The organism is Streptosporangium subroseum (genome assembly GCF_900188345.1).
Lineage (GTDB): Bacteria > Actinomycetota > Actinomycetes > Streptosporangiales > Streptosporangiaceae > Streptosporangium > Streptosporangium subroseum.
Map to the genome: position 1 here is coordinate 84,488 of NZ_FZOD01000002.1, position 19,779 is coordinate 104,266.

17 protein-coding genes are annotated in these 19,779 nt (G+C 69.3%); 7 read left to right on the forward strand and 10 right to left on the reverse strand.

The annotated features are described in order from the left end of the window. Positions 1 to 32: 32 nt before the first annotated feature. The 7 genes from CHC08_RS02385 to CHC08_RS02415 all read right to left on the reverse strand — a co-directional run bounded on the left by CHC08_RS02385 (position 33) and on the right by CHC08_RS02415 (position 10,603). Positions 33 to 2,762, reverse strand: coding sequence for a glycoside hydrolase family 38 N-terminal domain-containing protein (locus CHC08_RS02385; protein WP_089205474.1), 2,730 nt, complete (start codon positions 2,760 to 2,762; stop codon positions 33 to 35). Between the two features lie 59 nt (positions 2,763 to 2,821). Beyond that, on the reverse strand, positions 2,822 to 3,679 hold the full coding sequence (locus CHC08_RS02390; protein WP_089205475.1) for a carbohydrate ABC transporter permease: 858 nt from the start codon (positions 3,677 to 3,679) through the stop codon (positions 2,822 to 2,824). Beyond that, the gene (locus CHC08_RS02395) at positions 3,676 to 4,623 is read right to left on the reverse strand and encodes a carbohydrate ABC transporter permease (RefSeq protein WP_089205476.1); all 948 of its coding nucleotides are present in this window, start codon (positions 4,621 to 4,623) and stop codon (positions 3,676 to 3,678) included. The genes CHC08_RS02390 and CHC08_RS02395 overlap by 4 nt, the downstream gene beginning before the upstream one ends. 7 nt (positions 4,624 to 4,630) lie before the next feature. Next, entirely contained in the window at positions 4,631 to 5,983 is a 1,353-nt protein-coding gene (locus CHC08_RS02400) for an ABC transporter substrate-binding protein (RefSeq protein WP_089205477.1), read from the reverse strand. A gap of 219 nt (positions 5,984 to 6,202) precedes the next feature. Continuing rightward, positions 6,203 to 7,444: an ROK family transcriptional regulator gene (locus CHC08_RS02405; protein WP_089205478.1), complete on the reverse strand. Its 1,242-nt coding sequence runs from the start codon at positions 7,442 to 7,444 to the stop codon at positions 6,203 to 6,205. 208 nt (positions 7,445 to 7,652) lie between these two features. After that, positions 7,653 to 9,020: a metallopeptidase TldD-related protein gene (locus tag CHC08_RS02410; RefSeq protein WP_089205479.1), complete on the reverse strand. Its 1,368-nt coding sequence runs from the start codon at positions 9,018 to 9,020 to the stop codon at positions 7,653 to 7,655. 83 nt (positions 9,021 to 9,103) lie between these two features. After that, positions 9,104 to 10,603 (reverse strand): TldD/PmbA family protein, encoded by a 1,500-nt coding sequence (locus CHC08_RS02415; RefSeq protein WP_089205480.1) that lies wholly within the window; start codon positions 10,601 to 10,603, stop codon positions 9,104 to 9,106. A gap of 77 nt (positions 10,604 to 10,680) precedes the next feature. On the opposite strand from CHC08_RS02415, the gene fabG reads away from it, so the two are divergent. Then, positions 10,681 to 11,385, forward strand: a complete 705-nt coding sequence (gene fabG, locus CHC08_RS02420; protein ID WP_089205481.1) for a 3-oxoacyl-ACP reductase FabG — start codon at positions 10,681 to 10,683, stop codon at positions 11,383 to 11,385. 119 nt (positions 11,386 to 11,504) lie between these two features. Next, positions 11,505 to 12,269, forward strand: a complete 765-nt coding sequence (fabI, locus tag CHC08_RS02425; protein ID WP_089205482.1) for an enoyl-ACP reductase FabI — start codon at positions 11,505 to 11,507, stop codon at positions 12,267 to 12,269. 16 nt (positions 12,270 to 12,285) lie between these two features. Here the strand turns inward: fabI and CHC08_RS02430 are convergent, their stop codons facing one another. Beyond that, positions 12,286 to 13,197, reverse strand: a complete 912-nt coding sequence (locus CHC08_RS02430; protein ID WP_143653086.1) for a hypothetical protein — start codon at positions 13,195 to 13,197, stop codon at positions 12,286 to 12,288. A gap of 241 nt (positions 13,198 to 13,438) precedes the next feature. Continuing rightward, positions 13,439 to 14,383 (reverse strand): aldo/keto reductase, encoded by a 945-nt coding sequence (locus tag CHC08_RS02435; RefSeq protein ID WP_089205484.1) that lies wholly within the window; start codon positions 14,381 to 14,383, stop codon positions 13,439 to 13,441. 65 nt (positions 14,384 to 14,448) lie between these two features. Here CHC08_RS02435 and CHC08_RS02440 point away from each other — a divergent pair, with 65 nt between their 5' ends. The 5 genes from CHC08_RS02440 (at position 14,449) to mshC (ending at position 18,572) form a co-directional block, all read left to right on the forward strand. After that, a complete protein-coding gene (locus CHC08_RS02440) occupies positions 14,449 to 15,147 on the forward strand; it encodes a histidine phosphatase family protein (protein WP_089205485.1) in 699 nt (232 codons plus the stop codon). Between the two features lie 9 nt (positions 15,148 to 15,156). Continuing rightward, complete coding sequence (locus CHC08_RS02445) at positions 15,157 to 15,741, forward strand: DUF3090 domain-containing protein (protein ID WP_089205486.1); 585 nt, start codon at positions 15,157 to 15,159, stop codon at positions 15,739 to 15,741. Then, positions 15,738 to 16,499: an SCO1664 family protein gene (locus tag CHC08_RS02450; RefSeq protein ID WP_089205487.1), complete on the forward strand. Its 762-nt coding sequence runs from the start codon at positions 15,738 to 15,740 to the stop codon at positions 16,497 to 16,499. The genes CHC08_RS02445 and CHC08_RS02450 overlap by 4 nt, the downstream gene beginning before the upstream one ends. A gap of 33 nt (positions 16,500 to 16,532) precedes the next feature. After that, positions 16,533 to 17,249, forward strand: a complete 717-nt coding sequence (locus tag CHC08_RS02455; protein ID WP_089205488.1) for an NRDE family protein — start codon at positions 16,533 to 16,535, stop codon at positions 17,247 to 17,249. A 90-nt stretch (positions 17,250 to 17,339) separates the two neighbouring features. Beyond that, complete coding sequence (gene mshC, locus CHC08_RS02460; protein ID WP_089205489.1) at positions 17,340 to 18,572, forward strand: cysteine--1-D-myo-inosityl 2-amino-2-deoxy-alpha-D-glucopyranoside ligase; 1,233 nt, start codon at positions 17,340 to 17,342, stop codon at positions 18,570 to 18,572. A 958-nt stretch (positions 18,573 to 19,530) separates the two neighbouring features. Here mshC and CHC08_RS02465 read toward each other — a convergent pair. Then, positions 19,531 to 19,734: a cold-shock protein gene (locus CHC08_RS02465; protein WP_086571699.1), complete on the reverse strand. Its 204-nt coding sequence runs from the start codon at positions 19,732 to 19,734 to the stop codon at positions 19,531 to 19,533. Positions 19,735 to 19,779 lie beyond the last annotated feature (45 nt).

The following is a 19,779-nucleotide window of genomic DNA, read 5'->3' on the forward strand; positions in this document are numbered from 1 at the left end:
AACCCTTTCTTGAGAACAGCGGTCGCAGTTGTCTATCGGACCACGACCGTTCGGATCTCCCACGGACCGAGGGCGAGTTCGAGTCCGTCCGCGACCGGCGCCGCGGAGAGGGGGCGGCCGAGCAGGTCGACCGTGGTGGCCTCGGTGAACGCGCCGGTCACGCGGACGGCCGATCCCGTGTCGCTCATCGCGGTCAACCGCACCTCGGTGCCGGCGCCGCGATCGTCGTCGGTGACGCGGCGGATGCTCGAGACGAGGATGTCCGTACCGTCGACCCGCACGCCGGTCGCGTCGGGGGGCAGCTGACCCCCGGCGGGCGCGGTCCCGCGGGCGACCAGCACGTCGTTGCGGAAGTCCTCGGCGAGAGCGACCGCGTTCGCGCCCTGCCAGCCGGTCGCCGAGGGCACGACGGCGAAGCGGTTCTCGACGCGCACGCCGAGATCCTGCGCGCCCGGTGCGGGGATCTCGCTCGCCGCGGGCTCGTCACGGAGCGGATGGATGTTGACGCTGATCGAGCCGATCGCGCGCAGCAGCGTGATGGCCAGTTCGGAGCCGTCGCCGACGAGTTCGTACTCGGTGGCGTGGTCGAGCAGTACGTTGGCGGCTCCGGCCGACACGAACGAGCTCGCGGGGAAGGTCGGGATCGGGTATTCGCCCCAGCCACCCTCGGCGGTGAGCCCGCGCTCGGTGACGGCGAACTGCCCGGCGGACGCGGACACGGCCGCCGGCTCGGGCAGCGGCACGTGGAAGCGGAGCCGGTGGTCGGCGGAGGAGTTCAGGAACGACGTGGAGACGCGCACGAACGGCTCACCCACGCGCACCTCCACGAGGGTCTCCACCGGGGTCGGCACGGTCCGGTCGCTGCGTAGATCACGCTCGGAGGAGAGCGCGGCGGGCCATTCGTAGACGCGGGTGACACGCATCCTCGAACGCAGCGGGCCGTTCTCGAGGAGTTCGACGGAGACCTCCGCCGGCTCCGACACGAGCACGTCCTTCGCCGGCGGAGCGTAGTTGTAGCTGTCGCCGCGGTCACCGCCGTCGACGAGGCGGCCGACTCCGTGCAGCACGGTGCCGTCGGCCCCGGTCACGTCCAGGGTGCCGTCGGCAGTGACCGCGACCTCGACCAGTCCGTTGGAAAGCGTGCGGGCCGTCGCCGTCGCGGGGGCGGACGCCGTCGACCGCGCGGCGGTCCGGTCGCTCGGTTCGACCCGGAAACTCGCAAGCCCGGAGGCGGGGACGTTCACGGGCACCAGCGCGGTCGCGCGGGCTTCCTCCAGCGTCAGCACCCTCCACTCACCCGGATGAGCGGCGGCCGCGGCGGCGACCTCACGGCGCAGGATCAGCAGGTCGAACGGTCCGCCGGCCGGCACCTCGGCGAGGTGGAAGACGAGCGAGCCGGGGGTGAGCTCGTAGTGGTCGATCAGGCGGCCGAAGAGCTCGCGGCGGTGGATGCGGCGCAGCACGCGTTCGAGCTGCGAGGCGTCCATGCGCTCGTCGCTGAGCACGGTCGGGGCCTGCGAGGTCAGCTGGGCGGGATGCGCCGAGCCGTCGGCGGCGGTCGCGACCAGAACGGTTCCCTCGGGCGGGGCCACGACGTCCACCTCGACCAGGGCCGTGCGCGGGAACGGCAGCGGGTTGGCGACCAGGTAGCCGTCGCTCGGCACCAGGGCGGCGGGCTCGGCGAGGGCCGCGTCCCGGACCGCCCGCGCGGCGTGCGCGGCTTCGGCGAGACGCGCCTCGACCTGGTCGGAGGTCTCGTCGGTGCCGGAGCCGACGACCGAGTCGTGCGCGGACGACTCGATGATCTTGTGCCACGCGAGCGAGAGGAACGGCGAGTCGTCACGCTGGGACCACAGGGCGTTCACCCGCTCGGCGTGGTCGACGGTGCGCTCGGCGACGGCCATCCGCTGCTTGAGCCCGAGCCGTACGGAGAGCACGCCCGGGAGGATGTTGCCGCGCACGTGGCTGCGCAGCTCACCGGTGACGACGGCGGAGACCTCGTCGCGCACGTGCTTGCGAATGTACTCGTCGAGCGTCGCGATGGTGATGGCGCGCTCGTCGCTGGACGCCCGCCGCAGCCAGGTCGCGAGTTGCGGGTCGGGCGCGTTGTGGTCGGTGCCGGCCATCGCGAGCAGCGGATCGTCACCCCACCGCTCGGCCGTCATCTCCGCGTACTCGCCGAGCGCGCGCCCGATCTGGTCGGGCACCAGCAGGACGTCGAGGCCGTTGTCGTAGCCGTCGAAGAGGAACTCGGTGCGCACCTCGGAGCCGTCGGGAGCGCGCCAGCGGAAGGCGTGACCGTCGACGGAGCCGGGAACACCGCGCCACAGCGCCGCGTGCTCGATTCCGGCGCGCGCCAGGATCTGCGGCATCTGCGCGACGTGGCCGAACATGTCCGGCAGGTAGCCGATGGGCATCGAGCCGCCGAGGTCCGCCGCGGCCGCCCATCCCATCTGCAGGTTGCGCACGATGGTCTCGCCGGAGCACAGGAACTCGTCGAGCAGGATGAGCCACGGCCCGATGGCGAGCCGGCCGCCGGTGACCAGCGCCGTGACCCGATCGCGGTTCTCCGGTCGAATCTCCAGGTAGTCCTCGATCGCGGCCATCTGCCCGTCGACGGTGAACCGGAAGTCCGGGTTCGCCTCGGCCGTCTCCAGCACGGTGTCGAGAGCGGTGACAAGCCGGTGCCGGAACACCTGGAACGGCTCATACCATTCCCGGTCCCAGTGGAAATGGGGCACGAAGACGGCGGAGTTCTGCATGGGGAGAGGGGACCTTCTGCTGGTGGGAACGTGGGAGACAGGGGGGCGGTGGTACGGGGTCACTTGATCGAGCCGGAGGCGAGTCCGGTGCGCCAGAACCGCTGAAGGAGGATGAACAGGATGATCACGGGCACGATCGAGACCAGCGAGCCGGTGATCACGGATTCCTGAAGAAGCGGGGCACGGGCGGTCTGACCGTTCCACTGGTAGAGCCCGAGGGTGATCGGAAAGAGCGACTCCTTCTGGAGCATCACCATCGGCAGGAAGAAGTTGTTCCAGATGCCGACGAACTGGAACAAGAAGATGGTCACCAGCGACGGCGTCAGCAGCTTGAGCGCCACCGAGAAGAACGTGCGGAACTCGCCGGCGCCGTCCAGGCGCGCCGACTCGAGGATCTCCTCGGGGACGGCGGCGGCGGTGAAGATGCGGGCGAGGTAGACGCCGAACGGGCTGACGATGCTGGGCAGGAACACCGCGAGGTAGGTGTTGACGATCCCGGTCGCCGAGAACAGGAGGAACAGCGGGAGCGCGAGCGCGGTGGTGGGAACGAGGACGCCGCCGAGGATGACGGAGAACAGGAACTCGCGGCCCCGGAACTTGAACTTGGCGAGCGCGTAGCCGCACAGCGCGGAGATCAGGGTTCCGACGGCCGCGCCCAGCACCGCGTAGATCACGCTGTTCAGGGCCCACCGCCCGAAGATGCCGTCGCTGCGGCTGAACAGGGTGTCCAGATTCTTGAACAGGTCGAAGTGCGAGAACGTCAGCCCGAAGGTGGAGGCGAGGTCGCCCTGTGGTTTGGTCGCCGCGACGATCAGAAAGTAGAGCGGCAGCAGGAAGTAGATCGCCAGGAGGAACATCAGAGCCATGGCGGCCGTGCGGCTGACGCGGCTTTCGCGGGTCGGGGTCTGGTTGCTCACAGTCCGGCCCTCTTCGAGGTCAGTCGCATGAACCCGAAGCTCAAGACGAAGGTGATGACGGCGATGACCACGGAGATCGCCGCTGCCTGCTGGTAGTTGTTCCCGGAGGCCACCGCGTACGCGAGCATGTTCGGGGTGAACGTGCTCGAGATGTTCGAGGAGATCTGGCGCAGCACGGCCGGCTCGGCGTAGAGCTGCAGCGTGCCGATGATCGAGAACACCGTGGTGAGGATGATCGACGGCGCGATGATCGGGACTTTGATCCGCCACGCGATCGCCCAGTTGCTCGCACCGTCGAGCTTGGCGGCCTCGTAGAGCTCCTGCGGGATCGCCTGCAGTGCCGAGAACATGATCAGCATGTTGTAGCCGGTCCACAGCCAGGTGGAGACGTTCGCCGCCGACCACAGCACGGCGCCCGGGCCGAGGAAGTCGGGCTGGAGGCCGATGGCTTTCAGCAGGTCGACGAGGGGGCTGAGCTGCGGCGAGTAGAGGAACGACCACATGATCGCGGCGATGACGCCGGGCACGGCATACGGCATGAACGCCGTGATGCGGAAGAACCCCTTCAGCTTCAGCAGGGGAGTGTCGAGCAGCAGCGCGATGATCAGCGCGACGAACAGCATGACCGGCACCTGCACGATGCCGAACAGTCCGATGCGCCCGATGCTGGACCAGAACTCCGTGTTCTGGAACACCTGAACGTACTGCTCGAAGCCGCCGAAGGCCGTGTACGACGTGCCGTACTGGCCGCCGGTGCGGCGCACGACGAGGAAGCTCTGCCAGACGGCGTAGGCGATCGGCACCAGGTAGAACAGCACGAACGGGAGGAAGAACGGGAGCAGGAAGGCGGCGATGGTGCCCGCCCGGGGGCCGCCGCCGTTGTGACGGCTGCGGCCTCCGGTCGTTGCCACCACGCGGGTCGCGCGGGTTGCGATGTCAGTCATGCCGCGGTCAGTTGCCCGCGACGGCCGGGATCGCCAGATCCTGCATCGATTTCAGTGCGGACGCCTGGGCGGCCGAGATCGCGTCGGTGAGCTTGCCGTCGCCGGCCGCCGCCTTGGCCAGCGCATCCTGGAGCGCCAGGTTCACGGTCTTCTGGGTGGGGCCCCAGGCGAAGCTGGTGTCGATGTTCTTGGACGACTCGGCGAAGACGTCGAAGATCTTCTCGTTGTTGTAGTACGGGACGCCTTCGGAGAGCGCGGGAAGCTCCAGCCCGGCGGTGGCCGCCGGGTAGAGACCGCCCAGCTTGTTCTCCATCGCGAGGGCTTCCGGGTCGCTGTTCAGCCAGGAGTTGAACTTGACCGACTCGTACAGGTGCGTGTTGCCCTTCATGAACGCGACGGTGGATCCGCCCCAGTCGCCGGACGCGGCGCTCGAGCCCCACGTCGGCATCGGGACGATCGACCACTTGCCGGACTGGTCGGGCAGGTTGTCACGGAACATGCTGTAGCCCCAGGCGGCGCCGATGTAGCTGGCGATCTGGTTCTTCTGGTACGCGGCGTACATCGGAGTCGAACCGTGGGCGAGGTCGGTGCGGACGAGCTTGGCGTCGATCAGCTTCTGCCAGTACTCGGCGACCTGCTTACTCTGGTCGGATTCGACGGTGACGTGCCACTTGTCGCCGGAGTAGCCGTACATCTTGGCGTTGTTCTGCCAGAGGAGCCCGTTGAAGAACTCGGCGTTGTTCGGGTCGAAGAACGTGATGCTGAGGTTGGGGTCCGCGTCGTGCAGCTTCTGCGCGTCCGCCGCGTACTCGTCCCAGGTCTTCGGGACCTCGAGGTTGTGCTTCTTGAAGATGTCGCTGCGCACGAAGAGGGCCATCGGGCCGGTGTCCTGCGGGAAGGCGAACACGCCGGTGTCACCGAAGCTGCTCTGCGACCAGGTCCACGGCACGAACTTCGACTTGGCCGCGACGGCGTCCGCGCAGGCCGAGGCGTCCACGAAGGCGTCCTGGGTGCGCAGGCTGGGGAGCTGGTCGTAACCGACCTGAGCGAGCTCCGGCGCCTTGCCCGCCTTGAGGGCGTTGCCGATGATGCCGTACTGGTCGGTGGAGATGTTCTTCATCTCGACCTGGATGTTCGGGTTGTTCTTGTTCCACAGGGCGACGACCTGGTCCATCCCCGGAACGGTGTTCCAGTACTGGAGGGTGACGTTGCCCTTCGCGGGCTCACAGGCGGCCGCGGGCGCGGCTGCGGATGCGTCACCCGACGGGGTGGGGGACGAGCACGCGGCGAGTCCGGCGGTACTGGCTGCCGCGGCGATGACGACACCCGCGAGCCGGATGCGCGTGACTGTGTTGCTCATGTTTTCCTTCCAGACAACGCCTGGCGACGGTGCTAGACCGGTCGACGTTGACACCTCAGGCAGGGGGATCTTGGGATGCCTTCCGGTGGGCATCGACCATGACGCAACGGTGTCGGTTCCAACACCGAGCGCAGTGGCGGGAATTAGCAAATCATGTGTTCATAATCGGCCGCAACACTTTGTGAGGTCAAAACTTTGTGAGGACAAAGTTGGACGTGATCACTCCGCCGCGAGAAGCAGCGCGGAAGGCCGGGGCGAGAAGGTGTTGTCGAGCACCAGGGTCGCGGCTCCGACGGCGGCGACATCGACGGGGATCGCGGACTGGGCGAACCGGATGGGGTGCGGCGGAATCAGGGCGGGATCGCTGCGCACCGCATCCGGCAGCGCACCGAGGATCACCGGGGAGACGCGCGTCCAGAACGGCCCGCCGAAGATGACCCGGTCGATGTCGAGGAGATTCACGATCACGACGATCGCGCGGGCCAGGGAACGGGCGGCGTCGGTCAGGATCGCGATCGCCTCGGGGCTCCCGGCCGCGGCGAGGGCCGCCAGCCTGCTGAACGCCGCATCCACGTCGACCGTGTCCTCGAGGTTGCCGGCCTCGGCCGCCGAGAGCACGCCGTCGAGCACCGCACGCGCGACGAGCGCTCGCGGAACGGTGATGTAGCCGACGCAGCCGCGCCGGCCGCAGGTGCACACCGGACCGTCGGGATCGACGGTGATGTGACCCCCGTCACCCGCGTTGGAGCTGATGCCGCGAACGACCTCGCCCGCCACCGACAGGCCGGTGGCGAGACCGGTCCCGTAGTACATGAACGCGAAGTCGCGGCTGCTGTCGGGGCCCGCGAACCACAGCTCGGCGACGACCGCGGCCGTCGCGTCCTTCTCCAGCAGCACGGGCAGGCCCGTCGCCTCGGCGAGCGAGCGCCGCAAGGCCACCCGATGCCAGGTGGGCATCATCGGCGGGTTCAGGAGCACGCCGTCGTCGACGTTCACCGGGCCGGGCGACGCGATACCGATGCCGAGGATGCGGGACCTGTCGACGGCGGAACTCTCGATGAGCGCCTCGATCGCGTTCGCCATCTCGTCGATGACCGCGCTCGGGTCTCCCGCGGTCGGTGTGCCGGTGCGCGAGTGGTCCCGAACCTTGCCGGACAGGTCGACGAGTACGTAGGTCACCGCTGCGGGATCGATGTGCACCCCGACCGCGAAACCGCCGTCCGGGTTCAGTTTGACGACCGCCGCCGGCTTGCCGGGGCCGCTCATGCGCGTGCCGTGCTCGTCGACGAGACCGGCGTCGAGAAGGCGCCGGCAGACCTTCGTCACCGTCATCCCGCTCAGGGCCGTCAGGGCGGCGAGTTCGGACCGGGTGATCCCCTCGGGGCGCCGGCGGATGGCGTCGAGAACGACCGTCTGGTTGTACTCACCGACGGCGGGAAGGTTTGTTCCCGTGCGATCCAAGGCTGCTCCCCACGCGCTGTGGCCAGTGGAAGCCTAGCGGTGCCCTGTTCGGACTCGAACGCCACATCTCGACGTGCGGGACGACACCTACGGACGCCCTTCCCCGTCTCCGGGCGTCCGTAGGTGATCGATGCAGGTCAGGACCGTTTCCGGTCCGGGCGGGCGATTCGGCTCAGGTGTTTCGCACGGGGCGGGCCCCGGACCCGTCCTAGCTGGCCTGGCTGACCGTCGACATGTTGAAGTCGGGCACCCGGATCGGGGGCATGATCGCGCGGGTGAAGTAGTCGCTCCACTCGCGCGGCAGGGTCTGCTCGGAGGTGCCGATCTCGGTGAGACGGCGCAACAGGTCGACCGGGCTCTCGTTGAAGCGGAAGTTGTTCACCTCGCCCACGACCTCGCCGTTCTCGATCAGGTAGACGCCGTCACGGGTCAGCCCGGTGAGCAGAAGGGTCTGCGGGTCCACCTCGCGGATGTACCACAGGCAGGTGAGGAGCAGGCCGCGCTCGGTGGAGGCGATCATCTCCTCCAGCGAGCGTCCGCCCTCGGGGCCCCTCATGATCAGATTGTCGATGTCCGGGGTCAGGGACAGACCGGTCAGCTCGGCCGAGTATCGGGTCTGCAGCAGGTTCGCCAGCCTGCCCTCGGCGATCCAGTCGGTGGGCGCCAGAGGCAGCCCGTTGTCGAACACCGAGCTCTGCCGGCTGGAGGCGTGCGCCACCACGAACGGCGCGCACTCGATGCCCGGCGCGGCGGGAGCCCCGGACAGGTGGATCGGCAGTTCGGAGAGGGTCTCCCCGACGCGGGTCCCGCCCCCGGGACTGGAGAAGACCGTGCGCCCCTCGAGCGCGTCGCGGGCTCCGGCCTTCCAATAGAGGTAGATCATCAGATCGCTCACCGCCGTCGGCGGGAGCAGCGCCTCGTATCGGCCCGCGGGCAGGTCGATCCGGTTCTTCGCCCACTCCAGGCGCTGGGCCAGCGAGGCGTCCAGAGCCGCGACGTCCACGTCGGAGAAGTCGCGGGTGGCCACGCCGGTCCAGGCGGAGCGCTTCATGTCCGGAGACTTGGCGTTGAGCTCCAGGCGGCCGGTGGGCTGGGTGTGCCGGAGCCGCGTGCCGGTGGAGGTGCCCATGAAGGTCGTGGTGACGATGTGCTCGGCGAAGCCGTACAGCTTGCGCCCGCCCGCCTCGGCCGCGGCGAAGGCCTCGCCGAGCGCGGGGGCGAACGCGCCGAACACCTTGATCGACGTGACATCGGCGGGGGCGTCCCAGTCGGCCGAACGATCGCCCTCGACCAGCGGCCGGGCGTCCTCGGACGGCTGGGCGTCTTCGGCGGCGTGATCGGCCGCCGCGACGATGTCGGCGAGCTGCTCGGGGCGGACCGCCGCCCGCGACACCACGCCCACGCCCCGGCCCACGATCGAGATCACGGTGAGCTGCGAGGAGCGGGACACGCCATTGGTGGTGAGGGTGTTGCCCGCGAACCGCAGGTTGGCGCTGGAGCCCTCGTCCACGATGACGACGACGTCGTCGGCCGTGGAGAGGTCCAGAACCTTCTCGATCATCTCCTGGGGGCTCATCCCGCTCCTGTCCTCATCGCTCGTCGAGCCGGTCGCCGATGCGCTGTGTTCATGGGGTCCGTCGGGTCGCACGCGCTGCTCGCTCAACTGCCACTCTCCCGCACGGTGTTGAGAATGCGCACATCGCGGAAGAGCGCGGACGGGCTGCCGTGGCTGACCGGGGCGACCTGGCCCGGCTGGCCCTTCCCGCAGTTGAACGCGCCGCCCAGCACGTAGGTCTGCGGCCCGCCGACAGCCTCCATCGACCGCCAGAAGTCGGTGGTCGTGGCCTGGTAGGCGACGTCGCGCAGCTGGCCGGCGAGCCTGCCGTTCTCGATCTTGTAGAACCGCTGGCCGGTGAACTGGAAGTTGTAGCGCTGCATGTCGATGGACCAGCTCTTGTCGCCCACGACGTAGATGCCGCGATCCACCCCGGAGATCAGCTCCTCGGTGGAGGGGCCGCCGGCGGCGGGCCGCAGCGAGACGTTGGCCATGCGCTGGATCGGCATGTGGCCGGGGGAGTCGGCGAAGGCGCAGCCGTTGGAGGCGCCCAGGCCCTTCAGCAGCGCCATCCGCCGGTCGAGCTGGTAGCCGACCAGGACGCCGCCTGCGACGATGTCGAACTCCTTGGCCGCCACGCCCTCGTCGTCGTAGCCGATCGTGGACAGGCCGTGCTCCGTCGTACGGTCGCCGACGACGTTCATCGCGGGCGAGCCGTATGCCAGCTTGCCGAGCTGGTCGAAGGTGGCGAAGCTGGTCCCGGCGTAGGCCGCCTCGTAGCCGAGGGCCCGGTCCAGCTCGGTGGCGTGCCCGATGGACTCGTGGATCGTCAGCCACAGGTTGGACGGGTCGACGACCAGGTCGTACTGCCCCGCCTCGACGGAGGGGGCCCCGAACTTCTCCTCGAGGTACTCGGGAATGCGGGCGAGCTCGCCCCGGAAGTCCCAGGTGGGGCCGGTGAGGTATTCGTACCCCCGGCCGACCGGCGGGGCGAGCGTGCGCATCGACTCGAAGCGGCCGCCCTGGACCTTCATGGCCTCCACCTCGCAGTGCAGGCGCACCCGCTGCTGGGTGGTGGAGGTGCCGGCCGTGTCGGCGTAGAACTTCTGCTCCTTGACCTGCATCAGCGAGGTCTGGACCTGGTCCACGCGCGGGTCTCTCAGCAGACCGCCCGACCAGTCGGCGAGCAGGGCCACCTTGTCGCGCATCGGCACGTCGAAAGGGTCGATCTCGTAGGAGGAGACCCAGGTGACATCGGAGTGGACCGGCTCGGGGGCCAGCTCGATGGGCTCGCGGTTGACGGCCGCGGAGACGACGGCCACCTCCACCGCCTGCTCGGCGACCTTGACCGCCGCCTCGGGGGTCAGCTCGAGGCCGGCCGCGAAGCCCCAGGTGCCGTTCTTGACGACCCGTACGGCGTAGCCGAGGTCGTCGGCGTCCATGGAGCCTTCGAGGGAGGTGTCGGACAGACGGAGGGTCTCCGCGCGGACACGCTCGAGCCGGAAATCGGCGTGCTCGGCACCGAGGTCACGGGCACGCTGCAGAGCCGCGTCCGCCAGTTGCCTCAGGGGCAGGGCGAGAAAGTCGGAATCGATCTGGCGCATGTCAACGATCCTAACCCTGCGATCTTGTCCTTCCCGGACAAGAGGGTTACCCCCGGGTAGACGATAACGTCAGCTCCATGGCTCGATCTGTTCTCATAACCGGCGGTAATCGCGGCATCGGCCTCGCGATCGCCCGCGAACTCGCCCAGGCCGGCGACGCCGTCGCCGTGACCTACCGCTCCGGAAACCCTCCCGAGGGGTTGTTCGGCGTGCGCTGCGATGTGACCAGCATGGCCGACGTGGAAGCGGCATTCGGGAAGGTCGAGGCCGAGCACGGCCCGGTCGAGGTGCTCGTCGCCAACGCGGGCATCACCAAGGACACGCTGCTGCCGATGATGAAGGAGGAGACCTTCACCGACGTCATCGACGCCAACCTCACCGGCGCCTACCGGGTGGCCAAGCGCGCCACGCGCGGCATGCTGCGGCTCAAGCGCGGTCGCATCGTGCTGATCTCCTCGGTGGTCGGCATGCTCGGCTCAGCCGGGCAGAGCAACTACGCCGCCTCCAAGGCGGGCATGATCGGTTTCGCCCGGTCCGTGGCCCGGGAGCTGGGCTCGCGCGGCATCACGGTCAACGTCGTCTCCCCGGGTTTCGTGGAGACCGACATGACGGCCGAGCTGGACGCGGCCTACCAGGAGCAGATCCGTAAGAGCATCCCGCTCGGCAGGCAGGCCACCCCCGAGGAGGTCGCGAAGGTGGTCGCCTTCCTGGTGAGCGCGGACGCCTCCTACATCACCGGCGCCGTCATCCCCGTGGACGGCGGACTGGGCATGGGCCACTGACGTGACCTCTCCACTTCCGGGGTGAGAGGCTCTTCGCCCTCCTTGAGGAGGGGCTGGGTGACGGACGGGTCCCGCCCGTTGGAACACACGAACGACACATCAGATGAGGAACGGCACTCATGGGAATTCTTGAAGGCAAGCGGCTTCTGATCACCGGGGTGCTGACCGACGCATCCATCGCCTTCTCCGTGGCCAAACTGGCCCAGGAACAGGGGGCGAAGGTCGTGCTGACCGGCTTCGGCCGCCTGAGCCTCGTCGAGCGCATCGCCAAGCGGCTCCCCGAGCCGCCTCCGGTGCTGGAGCTCGACGTCACCAGCACCGAGCACCTTGAATCCCTCGCCGACCGGGTCGGCGAGCACGTGGACGGTCTGGACGGCGTGGTGCACGCCATCGGGTTCGCCCCGCAGAGCGCCCTCGGCGGCAACTTCCTGAACACCTCGTGGGAGGACGTGGCGACGGCCATCCAGGTCTCCACGTATTCGTTCAAGTCGCTCGCGGTGGCCGCGCTTCCGCTGATGAAGGGCGGCGGCGCGGTCGTCGGCCTCGACTTCGACGCCACCAGGGCCTGGCCGGTCTACGACTGGATGGGCGTGGCGAAGGCCGGCCTGGAGTCCTGCTCCCGCTACCTGGCCCGCGATCTCGGCAAGCACGGCATCCGGGTCAACCTGGTGGCCGCGGGCCCGATCCGGACCATGGCGGCCAAGAGCATCCCCGGCTTCACCGAGTTCGAGGAGAGCTGGCCGGCCAAGGCGCCGATCGGCTGGGACATCAACGACCCGACCCCGGCGGCCAAGGCGTGCGTCGCCCTGCTGTCGGACTGGTTCCCGGCCACGACCGGTGAGATCGTGCACGTCGACGGCGGCGTGCACGCGATCGGCGGCTAGGCGTCGCCGGTCACCGCTAGGCCACCCGGTGCCGCCCCACCCGGAGCGGCTCGAACGGCATGGACTCCTCGCCCATCCGCCTGGTGTACAGCAGGCGGACGGCGAGGATCGCCGCGACCAGCAGCGCCGTGCTGAGCACCGTGCCCAGCGCGTCGGACGACCGGGTGGGCTTGAGCGGACGTCGATCCGGCATCTGCCTCTGAAACTCCTGCATCAGCGGGCCCGGCCAGAGCAGCTCCACCCGGGGCGCCTCGGCGTCGACGACGGGGGACGGTTCGGAGATCACCGGTTCGCCCACGTCGGTCGTGAGCGTCCGGGTCTCCGGCGGTCGGAAAGACGCGGCCGGCAGCGGGGCCGTCTTCTCCCGCGTGGGTTCGGGGCTGGGGCTGGGCGACGGGCTGGGACTCGGCGACCCGGACGGCCGGACCGTCGGCTCGGGGGTCGCGGAGGGCTCAGCGGGTTCGGAGGGTCCGGGAGTGCCGCCCGCCGACGGGCCCGCGCACTCGGAGGAGGTCGCCAGGGGCAGGCAGACGCCGCCGAGGACCTTGGGCAGCAGGCTGCCGTCTTCCGACCTCTCCACCGGTTCGGGGGCGGGCGCGCCGGTGGCGTCCGGCGTCGATGAGGACGAGGTGGCCACCGCGGTGTCACCGGCCCGTGCGGCATCGCCGGAGCCTTTCTCGGTCGTCTCCCTGGGGGCGTCGAGGACTCTGACGCTGGGCAGCGGGACGGAGATGCCGTCCGTGAGCTCACTCACGGCCTCGCCGAGGGTGTCGACGGTCTTGCAGATCCCACCCGTGACGGTGCCCAGCAATCCCTTCTGCGGGCAGTCGTCCCGTTGCGTGGCGGCGCTCACGGGGGCGGCCGCGACCGCGGGGACTCCGCCGCCCAGTGCCAGCACCAGCACGCCGGCAGAGATCGCAGTTCGCATTCGTCCCCCTTTAGACATCAACGAAGTCGTCTCGCCGACACCCGAATGCCCCCTGCCAAAGCGTCTCGCCGACATCCGAGCGCCCCTCCTGTCACCCATTGACAGTTTTGTGGGGGGACCCGGTTTTTCCACGGAAAGTTGCGATTCGGTATCGACTAGTGATACGCGAAACGAATTCTCGTTCGGTTTCCATGCCTGTTTCCGTCTGTGGTTCGGTGCGCTCTCCCACCCCTGCCGCCCCTCAGTCGGCCGAGACATCGTCGAGTGCCTCCCTTATCTCCACGGGCAGCGTCAGGTCCTCGGCCTGCAGCACCCCGGCCAGCTGGGCGTGGGTACGGGCGCCGACGATGGCGGAGACGACCCCCGGCTGGTCGCGGACCCACGACAGGGCGACCGACAGCGGCGAGACCCCCAGCCCCTCGGCCGCGGTCGTCACCGACTCCACGACCCGGCGGCACCGCTCATCCAGGTAGGGCTTGACGAAGTCGGCGAAGTGCGGGGTCGCGGCACGGGAGTCGGCGGGGATGCCCGTGCGGTATTTCCCGGTGAGGACTCCGCGCCCGAGCGGCGACCAGGCCAGCACGCCCGCACCGACGTGCTCGGCGGCGCCGAGCAGCTCGCGCTCGGCCTCCCTGGCCAGGAGCGAGTATTCGACCTGGGCGGCGACGATCGGCACCCGGCCGGAGACCGCCCGCTGGCCGACGGCCGCCGCGGCGAGTTGCCAGCCCGCGTAGTCGCAGACCCCGGCGTAGGCCGCCCGGCCGGAGGACACGATGGCGTCCACGGCGGCCAGGGTCTCCTCCAGCGGGACGTCCGGGTCGAAGGCGTGCAGTTGCCACAGGTCCACCTCGTTGACGCCGAGACGGGTCAGCGAGGCGTCGATGGCGGCGATCAGGTGCTTCCTGGAGGCGTCGCGCGGACGGCGGCCGGACGGGGTGAGCACGGCCTTGGTGGACAGCACCAGCTCCGAGCGCGGCACCGAGTCGCGGATCAGCCGCCCGATCAGCCGCTCGGCCTCACCACCGGTGTAGACGTCCGCCGTGTCGATGAGGGTGCCGCCAGCCTCGGCGAACATGCGGAGCTGCGCGGCGGCCTCCTCGGCGCTCGTGTCGCGTCCCCACGTCATCGTCCCAAGTCCCAGGCGGGATACCGACAGTCCGCTCCGGCCCACATAGCGCTGCTCCATGATCCGGCCAGATTACCGCCCGGGCACTTAAAAGTAGTGGAGTGAGGCCTGCAAGACTTACCCACGTGACGACCCTGCTACTGGCCAGACACGGCCTGACCCCCCTCACCGGTCCCGTCCTGGCGGGCTGGACCCCCGACGTCCATCTCAGTGAGGCCGGACAGGCCCAGGCGGAGGCGCTGGCCGTACGGCTGGCGTCGCTGGAACTGGACGCCATCGTCTCCAGCCCGCTGGAGCGCTGCCAGGAGACCGCCCAGGCGATCGCCGGCGGTCGCGCGACGGAGGTGCTGACCGACGAGCGCTTCGGGGAGTGTCACTACGGCGACTGGACGGGCCGCCCGATCGCCGAGCTCGCCAAGGACCCTCTCTGGCCGGTCGTGCAGGCCCATCCGAGCGCCGTGACGTTTCCCGGTGGAGAATCCTTGTCCGCCGTACAGCATCGCGCCGTGGCGGCCGTCAGGGAGTGGAACGAGCGGCTCGGGCCGAAGGCCGTCTACCTGGTCTGTAGCCACGGAGATGTGATCAAGGCCATAGTGGCCGACGCCATGGGCCTCCACCTGGATCAGTTCCAGCGGATAACCGCTGATCCCGCATCGCTCACTGCCATTCGATATACGCCCTTGCGTCCCTTTGTGCTCAGGCTCAACGACCTGGGTGGAGATGTGGCGGCATTGAGACCCGCGGAGGGTTCGGAACACGATGACGGGGGAGAAAACCTCACCGGGAGCGATGCCGCAGTCGGCGGCGGATCCGGGACCACGTAAGGTCGGGCTATGCCGGTCTTCGACTACGACCCACCCGAGAGGTTTGTGGCCGGTGCCGTGGGGCAACCGGGATCACGAGCTTTCTTTCTGCAGGCCCGTGGCCAGGGCCGATTGACCACCGTCGGGCTGGAGAAATTCCAGGTCGCGGCGTTGGCCGACCGTCTCGACGAGCTTCTCGACGAGGTGTTGCGGCGCAGCGAGGGCATTGCCCAGGTGCCCGCCGTCGCCCCCGTCGCGCTGACCGACAACGCGCCGCTGGACGTGCCGATCAGCGAGGACTTCCGGGTCGGCACGATGGCACTGGCGTGGGACTCGGAAACCGCGCAGGTGATCATCGAGGCTCAGGAGGCCGTCGCGGAGGACGAGGACGAGGAGTTCGAGCCGTCCCCGCTCGCCGAGCCCACGGTGCTGCGCGTCCACATCAGCCCCGGTGCGGCCAGGGCCTTCACCAAACGCGCCATGGCCCTCGTCGCGGCGGGGCGCCCCCCCTGCCCGCTGTGCGCCCAGCCACTTGATGCCGAGGGGCATATTTGTGTGCGGCTCAACGGTTACCGGGGTAGTAGTAGCGCTGCATCAGGTGGAGGAGGCGAATGAGTGCCGAGAGTGAGCCGACGCTGAGCGCGGTGCCCGCGGCGGGGCTGGACGACGAGACGGCGATACGCCTGCTTCGCGAAGGTCAGCTGGAGGTGGCCGGTCGCCTGATCGAGGCGACCAACATGACGCTCTACTGTTCGGTCCGGCTCGCCGGGCTCTCCGCGGCCTGCGTCTACAAGCCGGTACGCGGTGAACGCCCGCTCTGGGATTTTCCCGACGGCACGCTGGCCGCCCGTGAGGTGGCCGCCTACGAGGTCTCGGCCGCGACCGGGTGGCGGATCGTCCCGCCCACCGTCTACCGCGACGGTCCCTTCGGCCCCGGCATGTGCCAGCTCTGGATCGACACCGACTCCGAGACCGACCTGATGGTGCTGATCCGCAGTCGCCAGCCCTCCCTGCGCCGGATGGCCGTGTTCGACGCGGTCGTCAACAACGCCGACCGCAAGGGCGGCCACCTGCTGCCGCTCGCCGACGGCCACATCTACGGCGTGGACCACGGCGTTTCCTTCTCCGCCGAGGACAAGCTCCGCACCGTGCTCTGGCAGTGGCGCGGCAAGCCCCTGTCCCGCGACGCCATGAACGTCCTCACCCGCCTGGAGCGAGACCTGGAGCAGGGCCGCCTCGGCCGCCGTCTCCGCGAGCTCCTCACCCTCGCCGAGGTCGAGGCCACCTGGGCTCGCGTACGCAGGCTCCTCAACACCGGCCTGCATCCCCTTCCCTCCAAGGACTGGCCGGCCATTCCCTGGCCCCCGATCTGAGGTCGTCCCCGGCGGGACCTGTACCCTCCGGGCATGTGCACGGTTGCCGTCAGCATCGATCCGAGCGCCGAGATCCCCCTGATCCTCGTCGGGGTGCGCGATGAGTTCATCGACCGGCCATGGGTCCCTCCGGGCGAGTACTGGCCCGGTCTGATCGGTGGGCGCGATCTTCAGGCGGGCGGGACCTGGCTGGCCGTCGATCCCGCGGCCAGGCGGATCGGCGCCCTGCTCAACGGCCACGGTGTGCTCGCCCCCGAGCGGACCCGCCGCTCCCGGGGCGACCTGCCGCTCCGGGCCGCGGCGGGGGAGCGCATCCCCGAGACGGACCTGGTCCATTACGACCCCTTCCACCTGCTCTCCGCCGATCTCGGCGGAGTCCGTCTGTGGCACTGGGACGGGATCGCGCTGAAGCGGGACGACCTCCCGCGAGGGACCCACATGATCGTCAACAGCGGCTGGGAGCGCGGGGAGGAGAACGAGCGCGTCGCGTTCTTCCGGCCCCTGTTCGCCAAGGCCCACCGCCCCTCGGAGCTCGATGGGGACTGGAAGGACTGGCGCGAGACGGCCACCGGCGCGGGGTTGCCCTCCGAGGACCCCCGCACCATGATCGTCCGTCACGAACTGCCCGACGGGCGAATCTTCGGCTCCCTGTCGGTCACCCTGCTCGCCCTCGCCCCCGGCGGGATCCACTACGAGTTCACCGGTGATCCTCGCGACCCGGAGGCTTTCGACCGTGTTCCCGTGGAATGATCCGGCGAGTTCCGGCGGTTGAGGTGATTGCCCTGTAAACCACCATCCCGAGCCGATCGGGGTGGTCTGTCTGCTGGATAGGCTCAATACATGCGATCGTGGTCTACGCCGAAGGTCCCTCGGCTTCCCGGTACCGGTGCTTCTCTGCGGCTTTTCGACACCGCCGCACGAGAGACCGAACCCACTCAGCCGGGTTCCACGGCGGGGATGTACGTCTGCGGCATCACGCCCTATGACGCCACCCACCTCGGTCACGCCAACACATACCTCGCTTTCGACCTGGTGAACCGGATGTGGCGGGACGCCGGGCATGAGGTGGACTACATCCAGAACGCCACCGACGTGGACGACCCCCTGCTCGAACGTGCCGAGCAGATCGGCATGGACTGGCGAGAGCTGGCCGAGCGCGAGATCGAGCTCTTCCGGACCGACATGGAGGCGCTGCGGATCCTGCCGCCGCGCGAATACGTCGGAGTGACCGAGGTGATCGATCAGGTCGCCGAGCTGATCGGGCGCCTGCGCGACAAGGGCGCCACCTACGAACTCGACGGCGACATCTACTTCGACGTCGCCGCGGCGCCCAAGTTCGGCTCCGTCTCCGGATACTCCGAGGGGCGGATGCTCACTCTGTGCGCCGAGCGCGGAGGCGATCCGGGGCGGCCGGGCAAGAAGCACCCGCTCGACTGGCTGCTCTGGCGTGCCGAGCGTCCGGGAGAGCCGTCCTGGCCCTCGCCGTTCGGTCAGGGCAGGCCCGGCTGGCACATCGAGTGCACCGCGATCGCGCTGGCCAACCTGGGCAGCGGCTTCGACGTCGCCGGCGGCGGCTCCGACCTGATCTTCCCGCACCACGAGTGCGGCGCCCACGAGGGCCACGTCGCCACCGGCGAATGGCCCTTCGCCAAGGCGTACGTCCACGCGGGCATGGTGGCCCTCGACGGCGAGAAGATGTCCAAGTCCAAGGGCAATCTGGTCTTCGTCTCCCGGCTCCGTCAGGAGGCCGACCCGATGGCCATCCGGCTGGCCCTGCTGGCCCACCACTACCGCACCGACTGGGAGTGGACCGCCGACCAGCTGACCTCCGCGGAGGCGCGGCTGGCCCGCTGGCGCTCGGCCGTCGCGCTGCAGGCGGGACCGGAGGCCGGCACCGTGCTCGATCGGGTCCGCGCCCGGATGACCGATGACCTGGACACCCCCGGGGCGCTCACGGTCATCGACGACTGGGCGGAGCGGGCACTGTCCGCGGACGGCGCCGACGGCGCCGACCCGCGGGCGCCCATGCTCGTCAGGGACATCGCAGACGCCCTGCTCGGCATCTCCCTCTGAACCTTCCTCTGAGCATCTCCCCCTGAGGGGATCCCGGTTCGGCGGGATCCCCCGAGCCGCCCCTTCGACGGCGCGGCTCGCTCCGGGGCTCCCGTCGAATCGACGGTTTTCCGAGGGCGCGTCCCGCCCTTAGGGCCGAGGGCTCGAAGGGGTGGACTCCCGGCTCCGAGGGTTGGCCCTTCGCGGCCCTGAGGGCGCGCCTGAAGACCGCGTCCGGGGGAGTGGGTAGTTCGGGAGCGAGCCGCCCCAGGGCGTCGCTGAGGCGCTCATCTCCGATGCGCGTCCCCGCGTTCGTTCGGAGGCGCGTCGGCTCGGGTGCGTGCCCGTTCGTTGACAGGAGGCGCATCCGTGCGTCCAGGGGGTCCGTGGCGTTCGGGATGGGCATCCGTGCGTCCATGAGGACCCGTGCCTTCGGGAGGCGCATCCGTGCGTTCAGGAGAGGCGTCCGTGAGGCGGTGCGCGGGGCCGACGGCAGTGCGCAGGGGGGGTCAGACGGAGACGGTGCACGGGGGCCGGAGACGCGCCCTGGGCCGCCCTCGAAGCCGATCGTCGTCGAAGAGTTCGGTGCCGGATGTCAGAGAGCCCGCTGCCGGGCTTCAGGGCGCTCCGCGGGCGTGGAAAGACCTCTCCGGCATAAGCCCGAGCATGCGTGAGGAACGGAGCCGGTCCGGCATAAGCCCGAGCACGCGTGAGGAACGGAGCCGGTCCGGCATAAGCCCGAGCACGCGTGAGGAACGGAGCCGGCTCCGAACGCGCGTGAAGACCTGATGTGCTTCTCATCACTCTGCCCGGATGGCCGTCGCCGACTCCGAAAGCACGTCAAGGCCTGCCTCGAACGCGCGTGAAGACCGGTCTGTCCCGAGCGGAAAAACCCCTGGAAATGATCTGAGCCCGCATCGCCGAAGCGATGCGGGCTCAGTCTGAAGCCTAGCGATCGGATCCTTAGATCAGATACAGATCAGATGACCTGAACCTGGTCGGCCTGCGGACCCTTCTGGCCCTGCGTGGTGGTGAAACTGACACGCTGGTTCTCCTCCAGGCTGCGGTAGCCTCCGGAGTTGATGGCCGAGTAGTGCACGAACACATCGGCGGTGCCGTCATCCGGTGCGATGAATCCGAAGCCCTTTTCGGCGTTGAACCACTTAACGGTGCCCTCAGACAAAACAACTTCTCCTCATTGGGAGCCTCACCGAACCGCCAGGTCGGC